12 protein-coding genes and 1 pseudogene are annotated in these 14,725 nt (G+C 71.7%); 4 read left to right on the top strand and 9 right to left on the bottom strand.

Annotated elements, in window-relative coordinates:
- Window positions 1-288 (top strand): annotated as a pseudogene (locus ACFHWT_RS03735) (hypothetical protein); the annotation flags it as partial.
- A 380-nt stretch (window positions 289-668) separates the two neighbouring features.
- Here ACFHWT_RS03735 and ACFHWT_RS03730 read toward each other — a convergent pair.
- From ACFHWT_RS03730 to nshR, 4 genes are all read right to left on the bottom strand, one after another.
- Window positions 669-2,153 carry an aldehyde dehydrogenase (NADP(+)) gene (locus tag ACFHWT_RS03730; protein WP_416593139.1) on the bottom strand — a complete coding sequence of 495 codons (1,485 nt, stop codon included), beginning with the start codon at window positions 2,151-2,153 and terminating at the stop codon, window positions 669-671.
- Window positions 2,150-3,067: an SMP-30/gluconolactonase/LRE family protein gene (locus ACFHWT_RS03725; protein WP_416593138.1), complete on the bottom strand. Its 918-nt coding sequence runs from the start codon at window positions 3,065-3,067 to the stop codon at window positions 2,150-2,152. Before ACFHWT_RS03725 ends, ACFHWT_RS03730 begins: the two co-directional genes overlap by 4 nt.
- Entirely contained in the window at window positions 3,064-4,170 is a 1,107-nt protein-coding gene (locus tag ACFHWT_RS03720; protein WP_416593161.1) for a Gfo/Idh/MocA family protein, read from the bottom strand. Before ACFHWT_RS03720 ends, ACFHWT_RS03725 begins: the two co-directional genes overlap by 4 nt.
- Before the next feature lie 214 nt (window positions 4,171-4,384).
- A complete protein-coding gene (gene nshR / locus ACFHWT_RS03715) occupies window positions 4,385-5,287 on the bottom strand; it encodes an NshR/TsnR family 23S rRNA methyltransferase (RefSeq protein WP_416593137.1) in 903 nt (300 codons plus the stop codon).
- A gap of 157 nt (window positions 5,288-5,444) precedes the next feature.
- Here nshR and ACFHWT_RS03710 point away from each other — a divergent pair, with 157 nt between their 5' ends.
- Window positions 5,445-6,053 carry an Hsp20/alpha crystallin family protein gene (locus ACFHWT_RS03710; RefSeq protein ID WP_416593136.1) on the top strand — a complete coding sequence of 203 codons (609 nt, stop codon included), beginning with the start codon at window positions 5,445-5,447 and terminating at the stop codon, window positions 6,051-6,053.
- A complete protein-coding gene (locus ACFHWT_RS03705; RefSeq protein ID WP_416593135.1) occupies window positions 6,050-7,312 on the top strand; it encodes a glycosyltransferase family 9 protein in 1,263 nt (420 codons plus the stop codon). Before ACFHWT_RS03710 ends, ACFHWT_RS03705 begins: the two co-directional genes overlap by 4 nt.
- Here the strand turns inward: ACFHWT_RS03705 and ACFHWT_RS03700 are convergent.
- Both ACFHWT_RS03700 and ACFHWT_RS03695 read right to left on the bottom strand, forming a co-directional pair.
- Entirely contained in the window at window positions 7,287-7,961 is a 675-nt protein-coding gene (locus ACFHWT_RS03700; RefSeq protein WP_416593134.1) for a response regulator, read from the bottom strand. The genes ACFHWT_RS03705 and ACFHWT_RS03700 overlap by 26 nt on opposite strands.
- Complete coding sequence (locus tag ACFHWT_RS03695; protein ID WP_416593133.1) at window positions 7,958-9,226, bottom strand: sensor histidine kinase; 1,269 nt, start codon at window positions 9,224-9,226, stop codon at window positions 7,958-7,960. The genes ACFHWT_RS03700 and ACFHWT_RS03695 overlap by 4 nt, the downstream gene beginning before the upstream one ends.
- Before the next feature lie 193 nt (window positions 9,227-9,419).
- On the opposite strand from ACFHWT_RS03695, the gene ACFHWT_RS03690 reads away from it, so the two are divergent.
- On the top strand, window positions 9,420-11,684 hold the full coding sequence (locus ACFHWT_RS03690; RefSeq protein ID WP_416593132.1) for an MMPL family transporter: 2,265 nt from the start codon (window positions 9,420-9,422) through the stop codon (window positions 11,682-11,684).
- Here ACFHWT_RS03690 and ACFHWT_RS03685 read toward each other — a convergent pair.
- From ACFHWT_RS03685 to rfaE2, 3 genes are read right to left on the bottom strand one after another with little or no spacing between them, the layout of a single operon-like run.
- Window positions 11,613-12,035, bottom strand: a complete 423-nt coding sequence (locus ACFHWT_RS03685) for a DUF2267 domain-containing protein (RefSeq protein WP_416593131.1) — start codon at window positions 12,033-12,035, stop codon at window positions 11,613-11,615. The genes ACFHWT_RS03690 and ACFHWT_RS03685 overlap by 72 nt on opposite strands.
- Window positions 12,032-12,961 carry a glycosyltransferase gene (locus ACFHWT_RS03680; protein ID WP_416593130.1) on the bottom strand — a complete coding sequence of 310 codons (930 nt, stop codon included), beginning with the start codon at window positions 12,959-12,961 and terminating at the stop codon, window positions 12,032-12,034. The genes ACFHWT_RS03685 and ACFHWT_RS03680 overlap by 4 nt, the downstream gene beginning before the upstream one ends.
- Complete coding sequence (rfaE2, locus tag ACFHWT_RS03675) at window positions 12,958-14,646, bottom strand: D-glycero-beta-D-manno-heptose 1-phosphate adenylyltransferase (RefSeq protein ID WP_416593129.1); 1,689 nt, start codon at window positions 14,644-14,646, stop codon at window positions 12,958-12,960. Before rfaE2 ends, ACFHWT_RS03680 begins: the two co-directional genes overlap by 4 nt.
- Window positions 14,647-14,725 lie beyond the last annotated feature (79 nt).

Raw genomic sequence — 14,725 nt, 5'->3', positions numbered from 1 at the left:
GCGGCACCGGCGTCGCTCGAGGTGACCGGCAACGCCCCCGGCAACTGGCCCACCGACGCTCAGCTCACCCTGGTGTGGTCTGCCTCCACCGGAGGCGAGCCCGCCGTCAGCTACCGGGTGTACGAGGGCGCGACCGTCGTCGGCGTGACCGACGGAACCCAGTTGACGCTGGCGGTGGGCGGGGCGACGTGGCACACGTACACGGTGGTCGCCGTCGACGCCGCCGGCAACGAGTCGGCGGCCAGCCCGCCGGTGACCGCCCAGGGCATGTTCCTTCCACCGCCGTAGGGCAGACGACATCGCCCAAGGGAGTTCCGGCCGCGTCCGTCCGTAGGGCCGGTGACGGCCGGACACAGCCGGACAGATGATGAAGGTTGCTGACTGGGCTTGCCCTGGTCAGCGGCCTTGTCGCGCAGGTCGGGCCGATAACGCCTGCATGCGATCAGGTCGACCGCCCGACGTCTAGGGAGGTTGGTTCGATGACTAAGCGGGTCGCGTGATCATTACCGGAAGCAGTGCCAGCCGGGACCAGGCGCTCTTGGTCGCCTACTGCGTACCTGGCGAAGTCTGGCGCTGGACCGGATCGCTGCTGCCGTCCAGGACCGTGATGAAACGAGGGCTCCCAACCAGTGGGTGCGAATGCTCCTGACAAAAGCAAGGAGGGCACGTCACTCCCGGCCGGACCGCCCGTCCGGCGCGGACCACACCCCGTTCACGCGGCGCCAGATGCCGAGTGGGTTGGCGTCGAGCAACGCAGCGGGCAGGTAGGTCTGCGGCGCGTCCTGATAGACGACCGGCCGGAGGAAGCGGCGGATCGAGGTGGCACCCACCGAGGTGAACGGCGACGTCGTGGCGGGCCAGGGACCACCGTGATGCTGCGCCCAGGTGACCGCGACGCCGGTCGGCCAACCGGCGAAGAGCACCCGCCCCGCGATCTTCTCCAGCCTGGCGACCAGGCCCGTCAGGCGCTCATCCTCCGTACAGTGCAGGGTGGCGGTGAGGCTGCCGCCGACCGCGTCGAGCGCCGCCGCCAGGTCGTCGTCGGATCCGTACCGGACGAGCAACGTGACCGGGCCGAAGACCTCGGTGCGCAGCAACTCAGGGTGGTTGATCGCATCGTGGATGTCGATCGCGAGGACCGTGGGTGCCGATGAGTCGTCGGTGCCACCGGCGACCACCTCGATCCCGGCCTGGGCCTTCAGGGCGCTGATCCCGTTCCGGAACTGATGCGTGATCGATGCCGTGAGCAGTCGCCCCTCGTCGCCGGAGACGAAGCCGTTGATTGCCTTCTCCAACTGGGAACCGGTCGGCACGAACACGAGGCCGGGTTTGGTGCAGAACTGCCCGTGGCCCAGCTGGAACGACTGGGCGAGCCCTTGCGCAAGCGCCTCTCCCCGTTCCTGATCGGCGGCGGCGGTCACCACTACCGGATTGAGACTGCCCAGCTCGCCGTAGAAGGGGATGGGTGCCGGTCGGGCGACGGCAAGGTCGTGCAGGGCGCGCCCACCGGCCAGTGAACCGGTGAAGGCCGCCGCGTTGATGCCGCTGGCCTGTACCAGCCCGACGCCAGCTTCGAAGCCTTCGACCAGCCCCAGGGTGGCCGGAGGCGCGCCGGCGGATTCGAGAGCGTCGCGCGCCAGCTCGTAGGTGCGCCGGGACAGGCGCGGGTGGCCGGGGTGGGCTTTCACCACGACCGGGCAACCCGCCGCGATCGCCGATGCGGTGTCGCCGCCCAGCACCGAAAAGGCGAAGGGGAAGTTGGAGGCGGCGTACACCGCGACAGGTCCGATGGCCCGGAGGTAGCGGCGCAGGTCGGGAGTAGGCGGCACCAGATGGGGGTTGGCGTTGTCGATGACGACCTCGAGGTAGGAGCCCTCGGTCACGACGTCGGCGAAGAATCGCAGTTGGTCGGTGGTCCGGAGCAGCTCACCGCGCAACCTCGCCTCACCCAGACCGGTCTCTTCGTCTGCTAGGGGGACGAGTTCCGCGTCCGCGGCATCCAACGCTTCGGCGACGGCTCGGAGCCAATCCGCGCGTTCCGCGAGGGTGCTGTGTGCCAGCCGTTCCGAACAGTCGACGGCGGCCTCCACCGACGAACGCATGTGCTCCACCTGGCTGTGCAAGAGTTCCTCCTTACGTTTGTGACGCCTCACCGGCTCGGCAGGTCGATCGCGTACAGCGACGACGTGGCGGTGACGAAAAGGGTTGGTCGCCCACGGCGGCTGCCGAAGCAGAGATTCGCCACTGTCTCGGGAATTCGTATGGTTCCGAGCTTGCGGCCCGATGCGTCGTGAATCTGCACCCCGTCGCCGGCGCTGCACCAGATCAGTCCCGCGTCGTCGGCCTTGAACCCGTCCGGCCAGCCGGGGTCGACCTCGAACAGGGTGCGACCGTTCGTCGCCGCACCGTCGTCGCTCAGGTCGTAGGCGCGGAGGTGATGTGGTCCAGCCGGGTCGTTGGTGACTGCGCTGTCGCTGACGTACAGCGTGCGCTCGTCCGGTGACAGGGCCAGACCGTTCGGCATCACCATGTCGTCGACGATCACCGACAACTGTGATGAAGCCGGATCGAACCGGAACACGTAGTTCCCGTCCAGCTCGGACGGGGCCCGATAGCCCTGCTCGTCGGAGTCGATGCCGTACGTCGGGTCGGAGAACCAGACGCGGCCGCGGCTGTCGACGATCACGTCGTTCGGCGAGTTGAGCCGTCGGCCCTGGTAGGAGTCGACGAGCCGGTCCACCCGGCCGTCCTGCTCGATGACGATGCTGCGGGTGCCCTGCTCACACGTATAGAGGCGCCCGCTCCGGTCGACCGCGTTGCCGTTGCCGAAACGGCTCGGTGATCGGTGCACCGCGACTGTGCCGTCGGCAGACCAGCGGTACATTCGGTTGCCCGGCACGTCACTGAAGACGACCGCACCGCTGTCGGCGAAGAATGTTGGCCCTTCCGCCCAGGTCATCCCGGAGTACAGTCGGTCCAGTGTGGCGTCCGGCGCCACGAGCCGACGGAACGACGGGTCGAGGACGTCGTACTCGACATGCGTCCGTTCGACGGGCGCTGCGGTCATGAGCGCACCTGCGTCCACGAGCCGATCTCGGTCGACGCGGCGATCGCCTCGACGACTCGGGCAGCGCGGTATCCGTCCACGAAGCTCGGGTCGGCGGATCGCTGCTCGGCGATGCTGCGGAAGAACTCGTACGCCTCGATGATCTTCGTTTCGGCGTATCCGTTTCCCAGCGCCGGTCCGGGCCACAGGGCATCGCCGTACGGATGGTCCGGGCCGGTGTAGATGGTGGTGAAGCCACGACGGTCCCGGGCCTCGTCGGCGACGGCGAGTCGCAGCTGATCCCGCTTCTCGTAGTCGAACAGGATCGAGCCGGCCGTACCGTGGATCTCGAAGGTCAGGTAGTTGTGCCGCCCGTACGCGTTCCGGGTCGCCTCGATCGACCCGGTCTGACCACCGGCGAACCGGATGAGCGACGTGAACTGGTCATCCACGTCCACAGTGCGCAACTCGTTCGACCCGGGCAGTGGCCGTCGGCGCACGTACGTGTTGGCGGTGGCGCACACCTGCGCTACCTCGCCCACCAGGTACCGGGCGAAGTCGATGACGTGGGAGCCGATGTCGCCGATCGCGCCGGTGCCGGCCAGCTTCCGATCGAATCGCCAGGTGCGCGGGAACGACGGATCGGCCGGCCAGTCCTGCAGGTACGTGCCGCGGAAATCAAGCACGTCACCGATGACCCCGTCGGAGATTAGCTTCTTGGCGTACACGACGGCAGGCGTATGCCGGAAGTTGAAGGCCGTGGCGTGCACTACGCCGGCGCGCTCGACGGCGGCCAGCATCTCCTTCGCGTCGTCAGCGTTCGTGGCGAGCGGCTTCTCGCAGATGATGTGCTTGCCGTGCGCGGCGGCCAGTAGCACCGCCTCCTTGTGCAGGAAATTCGGCGTGCAGACGTCGACCACGTCGATCTCGTCCGCCGTCACCGCGCGCTGCCAGTCGTCGGTCCCGCGCTCGAATCCGAGGCGCTCCGCAGCCTCCCGCGCCTGCGGCTCGGTCGCCTCGACGACGAGAGCGCGCACAGGACGCGCGGGAGCCGGCCAGAAGAACATGGGCAGCGATGCGTACGCGAGGGCATGCGCTTTGCCCATGAACCCCGCACCGATCATCGCGACCGGGTGGCCACTCGAATCCACGAGTTGGGGCTGCTCTGTGCCCGCACGTCCGAGCGCGCCCGAGAACTTGTCTAGTCGCTCGTGTCGGCTTTCGGCAAGCGTGGTGCGTCCGATGACGTGATGCCAGAGGTGCATCTCGATGCACCTCTGGCATCAACCCTCGACCGGTAACCCGGACCGGAGAGGTAACCCCTTGCATTCTGGTGGCTCAGCGGCGGCCCGGCCCGCCAGACGATGACGCAGGCCTTCTGGCGCGGCGCTTGGCGGGCTGCTGCTGGTTGGGCGCCGTGGTCTGTGGCGGGCGCCGCCGGTCGGCGAGGTTCCAGTGGTAGCGCTCGTACAGCGCGATCCCGGCGCAGACGGAGACGTTCAGCGACTCCGCGGCCGGGTCGATGGGGATCGACACCGAATGCTGGGAGATGCTTTCGAAGGAACGTGACGTGCCGGTCTTCTCGCTACCCAGCAGCAGGGCTAGCTGCTCGTCCGCGTCGCGTAGATCGCTGACCGCGAGGTCGCCGTCGGCGTCGAAGGCGATCAGCGGAATGCCGGTACGCCGGAAGTAGCCGGTCGCCTCGGCCCGCGACGCGAGCACGATCGGCAGCGAGAAGACGTAACCCCGGCTGGCTCTGATCAGCCGCCGGTCCGCGATGGTGGTCAGATCGCTGTCCACCAGCACGATGCCGCCGGCACCGAGCGCGAACGACGTACGCACGATGGCCCCGATGTTGCCGACGATCTTCACCCCGTCCAGGACGACGAGGTCGCCAGTCGTACGGGACAGCTCGTCAAAGCTCCACGGCCTCGGGACCCGGGCTATCCCGAACGCCTTGGGCTTCTTGTCGGTCCGGAACATGTCGTTCATGATCGGGGCCGCGACCAGACGGACCGGAATTCCCTCCCGCCGGCATGCGGTGATCACCTCGTCGGGCAGCGGGCTGGTCTGCACCCCGTACACCTCGATGAACTCCAGCCCGGCGTGAATCGCCTGGACGAGCGGCTCGGCGTCCTCGATCAGCACGGTCCGCACGACGGATCGCGAATGTTTGGTGACGTCGATGATCCGCTGGACGGCCGGATCCGACCGTTCGGTGATGACATCGAGTTCCGCCACGACAATGACCCTAACCCACCCCCGGTCCGGCCCTGCCGTCGAGCGCCGGCCGGATCCGCGTTTGCCGCCCCGATCCGGGGGTACGCGCCGGGGATGCTGCCCCACTGACCGGGCGGGTCCACCCTCCCGCCCGGCCGAACCGCACGGGAGGTGTCCGATGAGTCAACCCCGCGACCAGATGCAGGAACGCGGCTGGGATCCGATTGGCAGTCTGCAGTCGCTCTGGTCGGAGCTGGGCCGGGTCTTCGGCGGCGACGCCGGCGTACCCGAGGTCGAGTTGCTGGACACCGACGACGGCTGGCGGGTGGTCGCCCGGCTGCCCGGTGTCGCGCCGGAGGAGGTGGCGGTCGAGATCGACGGCGCGGATCTTTGCCTGCGGGGCCGGTCCGAGCAGGAGGTCAACGTCGACAACGGGCTGCCGGACACCGGTTCGACCGAGCGCGGCTTCGAGTACCGGCTGCGCCTGCCCAGCGGGGTGGACGTGCACCGGATGGACGCGGTGATGGACCACGGACTGCTCACCGTCACGATGCCCCGGGCCGAGCCGGGTGGCCGCCGGTCGATCATCGTGGGCCGGCCGCAGCACCAGCAGCCGACCGCCGGTTCGGCCGCCGCCCGGTCCGGCCGGGCCGAGCAGGTCCGGATCACCACGGACGGCGCCGGGATCGCCGCCGAGGAGATCGATCCGGCCGCCGACCGGGAGATGCATCACCCGTACGCGGGTGAGGCGGACATACAGCGGCAGCAGGCCAGCACCGCCCGATGAACGCCGAACCGGCCCGGCCGGCAGCACTGGGCCGCAACGCCGAACCGGCCCGGCCTACCACGCTGGGCCTGACCGTCGACGCGGCCGGTGGCCGGCTGGTGCCGGACGTGCACCGGATCGCGGTGCTACGCGCCAACGCGCTCGGTGACTTCATTTTCGCCGTACCGGCGTTGACGGCGTTGCGGGCCGCGTACCCGCGGGCGGAGTTGGTGCTGCTCGGCGCGCCCTGGCATGCCCGCTGGCTGGACCCCCGGCCGGTGGCTGACCGGCCGGGCCCGGTGGACCGGGTTCTGGTGGTGCCGGCCGCGGACGGCATCCGGGCGGCGCAGCCCGACGACGAGCCGGTCACGATGGCTCAGTTCCTGGACCGGGCCCGGCGCGAGTCGTTCGACCTGGCGGTGCAGTTGCACGGCGGCGGACGTAACAGCAATCCGCTGGTCGCGGCGCTGGGCGCGCGGGTCACCGCCGGGCTGCGGGCGACCGACGCGCCGCCGCTGGACCGCTGGATCCGGTACGTCTACTACCAGCCGGAGGTGTTCCGCTACCTGGAGGTGGCCGGGCTGGTCGGTGCCGAACCGGTGACGCTGCAGCCCACGGTGCCGGTGACCGGCGCCGACCGGGCCGAGGCGGACCGGGTGCTCGGCCCGGCCCGGCAACCCCGGGCGGTGCTGCATCCGGGGGCCAGCGACCCGCGACGGCGGTGGCCGGCGGATCGGTTCGCGGCGGTCGCCGACGCGCTCACCGACCGTGGGTTCGAGGTGCTGGTGACCGGCACCGGGCCGGAACGTGACGTGGTCGCCGAGGTCGGCGGAGCGACCGCCCGGCCGGTGCGGACCGTGGTGGACGAGTTGAGCCTGGGCGGCCTGGCCGGGCTGCTGGCCGGCTGCGCGGTGCTGGTCGCCAACGACACCGGTCCGCTGCACCTGGCGGCGGCGGTCGGCACACCGACGGTCGGCATCTACTGGATCGGCAACCTGCTCAACGGTGCCCCGCCGGTACGCGGCCGGCACCGCCCGCTGGCCGCGTTCACCATCCACTGCCCGGTGTGCGGGATGGACGTCAGTACGGTCGGCTTCCCGGCCCGCGGCGGCGGGGACAGCTGTGGGCATCAGGAGTCGTTCGTGACCGATGTGCCGGTCGCCGAGGTGGTCGACGCGGTGCTGGAGCTGGCCCCTGCGGCATCCAGCGCACCGGGCGGCGGGCACCGACGGTCCGCCCGGGTGCCGGCCGCCGTCAGGGCGGCGGGTCGCCCGGCCTGACCAGCTGGTGCCGGTAGGCGAACACCACCAGCTGCGCCCGGTCCCGAGCAGCCAGCTTGACCATCGTACGGTTGATGTGGGTCTTGACCGTCAGCGGCGACAGGTGCAGCCGCTCGGCGATGTCAGTGTTGGACAGTCCGTGCGCGACCAGCAGCAGGATCTCCTTTTCCCGGTCGGTGACCAGGTCGAGCTCCGGCGGCCGTCGTACCGGCGGTTGGATGTCCCGGATCAGCCGGCTGACCAGTCCGCGGGTGGCCCGGGGCGACAGCAGCGCCTCGCCGTCGGCGACCACCCGGATGGCGGTGACCAGGTCACCGGGGGCCACGTTCTTGCCCAGGAATCCGCTCGCTCCGGCCTGGAGGGCGTGGATCACGTTGTCGTCGTTGTCGAACGTGGTGAGCACCAGCACCCGGACACCGGCGAGACGTTCGTCGGCGCCGATGCGTCGGGTCGCCTCGATGCCGTCGACCCGTGGCATCCGGATGTCCATCAGGACGACGTCGACCCGGTGGCGGTGGCACAGCTCGACGGCCTCAGCGCCGTCGGCGGCCTCAGCGACGACCTCCAGCCCCGGCGCGGCGTCCACGATCATCCGGAACCCGGCGCGGATGAGTGCCTGATCGTCGGCGAGCAGAACCCTGATGGTCACGTCACCTCTCCTCGGCGCTGCCGGTCCTCGGTAGCTCCAGCGGGAGCGGGCGCCGGCTGCGGCCGGACCGACCTGGTGAGCCGGTCGACCGCGCGGTCGTCGGTGGGCAGCTCTGCACGTACCCGGAACAGGCCGTCGCCGATCGGTCCGACGGTGATCGTGCCGTTCGCGGCGGTGGCACGCTCCCGCATGCCGAGCAGCCCGAACCCGGGACCGGGCCGGTCGTCGCGGCCGCCGGGCCCGGTCATCCGGTCGCTGTCGCGGTTGGTGACCCGGTTGGTGACCTCGACGCGGACCGTGTCGGCGGTGTAGTCGAGGTCGAGGTTGGCGCCGCCGTCGCCGTACCGGTGGGCGTTGGTCAACGCCTCCTGCACGATGCGGTACGCGGCCAGGTCCACCACCGCCGGCAGCGGCCGGGGCTCGCCGTGCTGACGGTGCCATACGGCGAACCCGGTGGCCGCCATCGCGGCCAGCAGGTCCGGCACCCGTTCCAGGCCCGGGGCCGGTTCGGCGTCGCGTACCTCGTCCGGGTCGCGGAGCACACTGATCACGGACTTGATCTCCGCCAGGACGGTGTCGGCGGCGGTACGGATGTGCCCGAGCACCGGCCACACCTGGTCCGGCTCGTGGCGCAGCACGTGGTCGGCGGCCCCGGCGTGGACACTGATCACCGCGATGTGGTGGGCGACGACGTCGTGCAACTCCCGGGCGATGCGCAGCCGCTCGTCGACCACCCGGCGGCGGGCCTCCTCTTCCCGGGACAGCTCCGCCTGCCGGGCCCGTTCGGTGACCTCGGCGACGTACGCCCGGCGCATCCGGACCGAGTCGCCCACCCCGGCACCGCCGAAGATGATCGCGGCCACCGTGAGCTGTTCGGTGTTCCACCAGCCGAGCAGGTGCACGACCGTACCGGTGGCCATAAGCGCACCCCAGACGAGCCCGGCGTAGAACCATGGCTGACGACGTGGGCTGTACAGCGCGGCCGAGTAGGTCAGCAGGCCGATGACGACGAACAACCCGTCCGGTGGGCGACCCAGCGTGATGGTGAGCATGGTGATCACGGTGGCGACCGTCAGCACCGGCACGGGCCGCCACCGGCGGATCAGGGTCAACGTGGCGCACAGCACCGCCAGCACCGTCGTCCCGGGGTGCGTCGAGGTGACGCCGACGAACAGCACGGACAACACCCCGGTCGTGGTCAGCACCAGGTCGCCCAGCAAACCACGGTAGCGGTCGTGGGGCAGGAGACTCCGTTGACCGCTCACCGCGTGCACGGTCACGACGGTAGAACGCCGGGCCGGTCCGCAGCGACCTGTTCCCGTGGTACCGGCGGCCCACGCGGCTACCGCATCCGCGGTACGCGGCCGCCTGCACCTGTCGGACGACGCACCCGACCGCCCTCGGCGATCGTGTAACCCGCCCCCGAACCCAGGGGTTCATCAGTAACGGAGGATGTTCGTGGCGACCTTGTTCTACCGGCTCGGGCGGGCGAGTTTCCGGCACCGTCGACTGACCCTCCTCGTCTGGGTGGTCCTGCTGGCCTCGTTCGGGCTCGGCGCGGCCAAACTGTCCGGGCCGACCAGCGACGCCGTGTCGCTGCCCGGCTCCGAGTCGTGGCGGGCGATGGACGTGCTGGGCGAGGAGTTCGGCACCGCCGCCTCGGCGAAGGTGGTGTTCACCGTGCCGGACGACGCGACGTTGACCGGCCCCGACGAGCAGGCCGCCGTCCAGGCCGCGGTCGCCGAGCTGCGGCAGCTACCGCAGGTGGCGACGGTCGACGATCCGTACCAGGCGCAGACGATCGCGCCGGACGGCCGGACCGGCTACGCCGACGTCTCCTACGCGGTGGGCGAGCACGAGGTGACCGCCGAGTCCCGGGCGGCGCTGCTCGCTGTCGGCGACACCGCCCGGCGGGCCGGCGTCGGCGTCGAGTACTCCGGCGACGTGATCACGGAGGCCGAGGAGGGCACCGCCGCCGAAGGGATCGGCCTGGTGGTGGCCGCCGTGGTCCTGCTGATCACCTTCGGTTCGCTCACCGCCGCCGGCCTGCCGCTGCTGACCGCGCTGATCGGGGTCGCCGTCGGCCTGCTCGGCATCGGGATCGCCTCCGGCTTCCTCGACCTCACCTCGAACACCTCCGCCCTGGCCACGATGCTGGGCCTGGCAGTCGGGATCGACTACGCTCTGTTCGTCATCTCACGCTACCGGCACGAACTCGCCGCCGGCCGTGACGTGGCGCAGCCTCCGGGCGGCGACCCGGCGGAGGCCGCGGGTCGGGCCGTCGGCACCGCCGGGTCCGCCGTCGTCTTCGCCGGCCTGACCGTGATCATCGCGCTGACCGCGCTCGCCGTGGTCCGGATCCCGTTCCTGACCTCCATGGGGATCGCCGCCGCCGGCACCGTCGCCGTGGCTGTCACGATCAGCCTGACTTTGCTGCCTGCCCTGCTCGGCTTCGCCGGCCAGCGGGTCCTGCCCAGGGCCCAGCGGAGCCGGTCCACGGGCCGCCGGGCCGGCACCGTCGAGCCGGCCCGGCCGGCCCGGATCCCGTTCGGCGAACGCTGGGCGCGTGGCGTGGTGCGCCACCGGGTGCCGGCGCTGGTCCTGTCGGTCGCCGCCGCCGGTGTCGCCGCGGTCCCCGCGCTCGACCTGACGTTGGCGTTGCCCGACGCCGGCACCGCCTCCCCCGAGTCGACTCAACGCAAGGCGTACGACCAGCTCGCCGCCGGCTTCGGGGCCGGCATCAACGGTCCGCTGATCGTCGTGGTCGAGACCGGACCCGGCGCCGCCACGGCCGCCGCCGAACAGGCCCGGCAGTACGTCGCCGGCCTCGACGACGTGGTGGCGGTCACCCCGCCGACGGCGAACCCGACCGGCGACACCGCCATCCTCCAGGTCATCCCCGCGCACGGGCCGACCAGCGAGGACACCAAGCAGCTGGTCCGCACGATCCGCGCCCACCAGGCGGACCTCGGCGCGGCCGCCGATGGCGCGGCGCTGTCCGTCACCGGTTGGTCCGCGATCGACTTGGACGTGTCGGAGCAGATCGACGACGCGCTGCTGCCCTACCTGGCAGTCGTGGTCGGCCTCGCCCTCGTCCTGCTGACGCTGGTGTTCCGCAGCGTCCTGGTGCCGATCAAGGCGGTGGCGGGTTTCCTGCTGTCGGTGGCCGCCTCGTTCGGTGCCCTGGTCTTCGTGTTCCAACAGGGCCACTTCGCCGACCTGCTCGGCATCGCCTCGACCGGTCCGGTCGTCAGCTTCATCCCGATCTTTCTGGTCGGCATCCTGTTCGGCCTGGCCATGGACTATGAGGTCTTCCTGGTCACCCGGGCCCGGGAGGAGTACGTGCACGGTGCTGCCCCGGACGACGCGGTGGTGGCCGGCATGCGGCACAGCGCCCGGGTGGTCACCGCCGCCGCGCTGATCATGGCCAGCGTCTTCGCCGGCTTCGTCCTCGCCGACGACAGCGTGGTCAAGTCGCTCGGGTTCGCGCTCGCCTTCGGCGTCGCCGTCGACGCGCTGCTGGTTCGGATGACCATCGTCCCGGCGGTGCTGTCGCTGCTCGGCCGCTCCGCGTGGTGGCTGCCGGGGTGGCTCGACCGGACCCTGCCGAACGTCGACGTCGAAGGCGAGCGGCTCACCCGGCGGCTGGCGTCAGCCGGCACCAGCGGCGTGTACCTGGACCGGCAGGGGGAACAACTCCCGGACGTCGTCGGGCAACGGTAGCTGCACCCGGTACAGCACCCCGGCCGGGCAGTAGCCGGCGATGCGGTCCAACGCGGTCCGCACCCCGTCGCGTACTGCCCGGTCGTCGGCGTCGTACCGGCCGGTCCGCCGCCGGACCCGCCGGACCAGCTCGGCGGCGTCGAACCGCTCCGGTCGGCGCCCCGGGTCCGCCCGATGCTCAGGGTCCGCCCGGTACCCGGGGTCCGGGCGGGCCGCCATCGCCAGTAGCGGCGGCAGCGCGTCGACCAGCAGCGCCGCCTCGCCGTCGGGCAGCAGTTCGACGAGGGTACGCAGCACCGCCACGTCCAGCTGCCAGATCGTGGTGGTCGGGCGGGCCAGCCGTACCGTCACGGTCCGACCTCCTGCCGCTGATGCCGCACCCCGCTGTCGGCCGCCGCCGGGGCGTACCCGGCGGCGTCCTCCTCGTCGACCAGCAGCTGCCAGCATTCGACCCGCCGGTCGGTGACCGTGGTCGGCGACTCCAGGTGGAACGCGCCGCTGGGCACGATGCCGGCACCGCCGTAGCGGCTGAGCACCGCCAGCTGGGCGGCGACGTCCTCGCCCTGGTGGTCGACCGGCATCCGGCGCCAGAAGTCGAAACCGCCGGCGGCGACCAGCTTGGCCCGGTCGAACAGCACGCACCCGCCGATCCAGGACACCCGGTACGCCCGCCACTGCCCCTCGCCCAGCTGAAGCCGCTCGGTGACGTGCAGCAGGTTGGCGGCCGAGTGCAGCCGGGCCCGGGACCACTGCGGCGTGCCGGGGCGGATTCGCTCCGGCTCCGGCCGGCCGTCCCATTCGACGTACCCGTCGTGGTCCTGCGGCCGCACATCATCTAGGTAGGACAATCCGTGTACGGCGTTGCCGACGAAGCCGCAGCGCAGTTCGGCGATCGCGGTGACCAGTCGGTCGATCGTGCCGGGGGCGAGCCAGACGTCGTCGTCGAGCATCAGCACCAGCCGGGCGGTGGAGAGACTCAGCAGGTACGCCCGGTGCTCAGCCAGCCCGCGCCGGGGCAGCCGCCGGGTGAGCAGCACCGGGTGACCGGTGTGCCGCAGCGCCCGCACCATGGTGGCGGCGGCCGGATCGGCCCACGCCGGTCCGCCGTCGGACTGGTCGCTGACCACCACCCCGAACCCGTCGGGGGCATCCTGCGCGGCGAGCCCGGCAAGGGTGGCGGCCAGCTCGGCGGGTCGGTTGCGGGTCGGGACGAGTACGTCGAGCAGCCGGTTGCGGCGGAACTCGACCGGGTCCCCGGGCGGCAACGGCCGACTCATCGGGCTCCTTTCGGGTGAGCTTCGGGCCGGCCCGCCGGCCCGCCGGTCGGGACGGCCGCCGACCGGATCCGGTCGATGACGGCCGAAGTGGACCGGTCCGCGACGTAGCCGAGGATGTGCACCGCCCCGCCGAGCCGGCGGACCAGTGGCGCTTCGGGCACCATGTCCGGCGGGTAGTCGCCGCCCTTGACGTAGACGTCCGGCCGGATCTGCTCGATCAGCCCGGCCGGGGAGTCTTCCTCGAAGACCACCACGTGGTCGACGCTGGTCAGTGCGGTGAGCACGGCGACTCGGTCCTCGACCGGGTTGACCGGCCGGTCCTGACCTTTGAGCCGCCGCACGCTGTGGTCCGAGTTGACGGCGACGATCAGCAGGTCACCGAGGGCGGCGGCCTCCGCCAGGTAGCCGACGTGGCCGCGGTGCAGCACGTCGAAGCAGCCGTTGGTGAAGACGATCCGGGCTCCTGCGGCACGCTGTACGCGTACCTGCTCGACGAGGTCGGCCGGGTCGGTGCCGGCGGCCGGGGTCGCAGCCGAGGTGGCGACCCGCCGGCCGCCGCCGGAGGCCGCGGCCGGGAACGCCTCGGTCAGCGCGTCGGTCAGCGTGTCGCGGTGGCAGACGCAGGTGCCGCAGTCGTGCACGGTCAGCGCGGCGGCGAGCTGGGCCAGCTCGGCGGCGACCGGCAGGGTGGCACCGGCGACCACGGAGAGGGTGAGTGCGGCCAGATAGGTGTCGCCGGCGCCGACCGCCCGGCTGGCCGGGACCGGTTCGGTACGGCAGTGGTGCGCCGCGCCGGTGCGGTCGCCGACCAGCGAGCCGTCGGTGTCCAGGGTCACCGCCACCAGGCCGGCCCCGGTGGCGGCGTGCAGTCGGGGCAGTAGTCGGTGCGCGGCGGCGACCCGGTCGCGGTCCGGCGTGGCTTCGCCGACCGCCGGTGCGGCCTCGGCGATGCTGGGCGTGATCAGCGTCGGCCGCAGCCCGGCCCACCGGGTGAGGTCGTGGGCGTCGAGGGCCACGGTGCCGTACCGGTCCCGGTGCCGGATCAGCCACCGCCGGATCCGGTCGGACAGCGCGCCGAGCCCGTAGTCGCAGATGACCAGGTCGGGCCGGACCTCGTCGGTGTCGGGCGCGGCCGTGTCCGGCCGGATCTGCTCGGCGTGGTCGAGGCGGATCTCCTCGGTGCTGGCGACGAGCGCGGCGAGCAGCCGTTCGACCTGTTCGGCGGGGAGCGGGCCGGTCGGCCCGCCGTCGTCCTCGCGGAGCAGGATCTGGTCGGCGGCGAGCAGTCGACGTTTCACCGGGGTACGGGTGCCCGGCTGGGCGACCATCCGGTCCTGTACGCCGGCCTGGTGCAGGCAGCGCGCCACCTGGTCGCCGACCTGGTCGACGCCGATCGGGGCGACCAGCAGTGGGCGGGCGCCGAGCGCGGCGAGGTTGACCGCGGTGTTCGCGGCACCGCCGGCGGCGACCTGACGCCGGTCCAGGGTGAGCACCGGGGCGGGTGCCTCCCGGCAGAGCCGGGTGGAGGTGGCGAACCGCCATTCGTCGAGCATCGCGTCCCCGACAACCAGGATCCGGCGCCCGGACCACCGCTCGACGAGGCCGGTGGGACCGGCGCCGCCAGGCGGCCCGGCGGGGCCGGCCGGGCCGGTGCGGTGCCGCTGGTCGTTGGGCGAGGGCCGCATGGGGCAGCGGGTGCCCGGGACGGGCACAGTCAAACGTGCGGGTCGGTACATGTCGGGGATCACAGATAAATCGGTTGGC

This window comes from Micromonospora sp. LOL_021 (assembly GCF_048060215.1).
Lineage (GTDB): Bacteria > Actinomycetota > Actinomycetes > Mycobacteriales > Micromonosporaceae > Micromonospora_E.
This window is presented reverse-complemented; position numbering and strand designations above follow the sequence as displayed.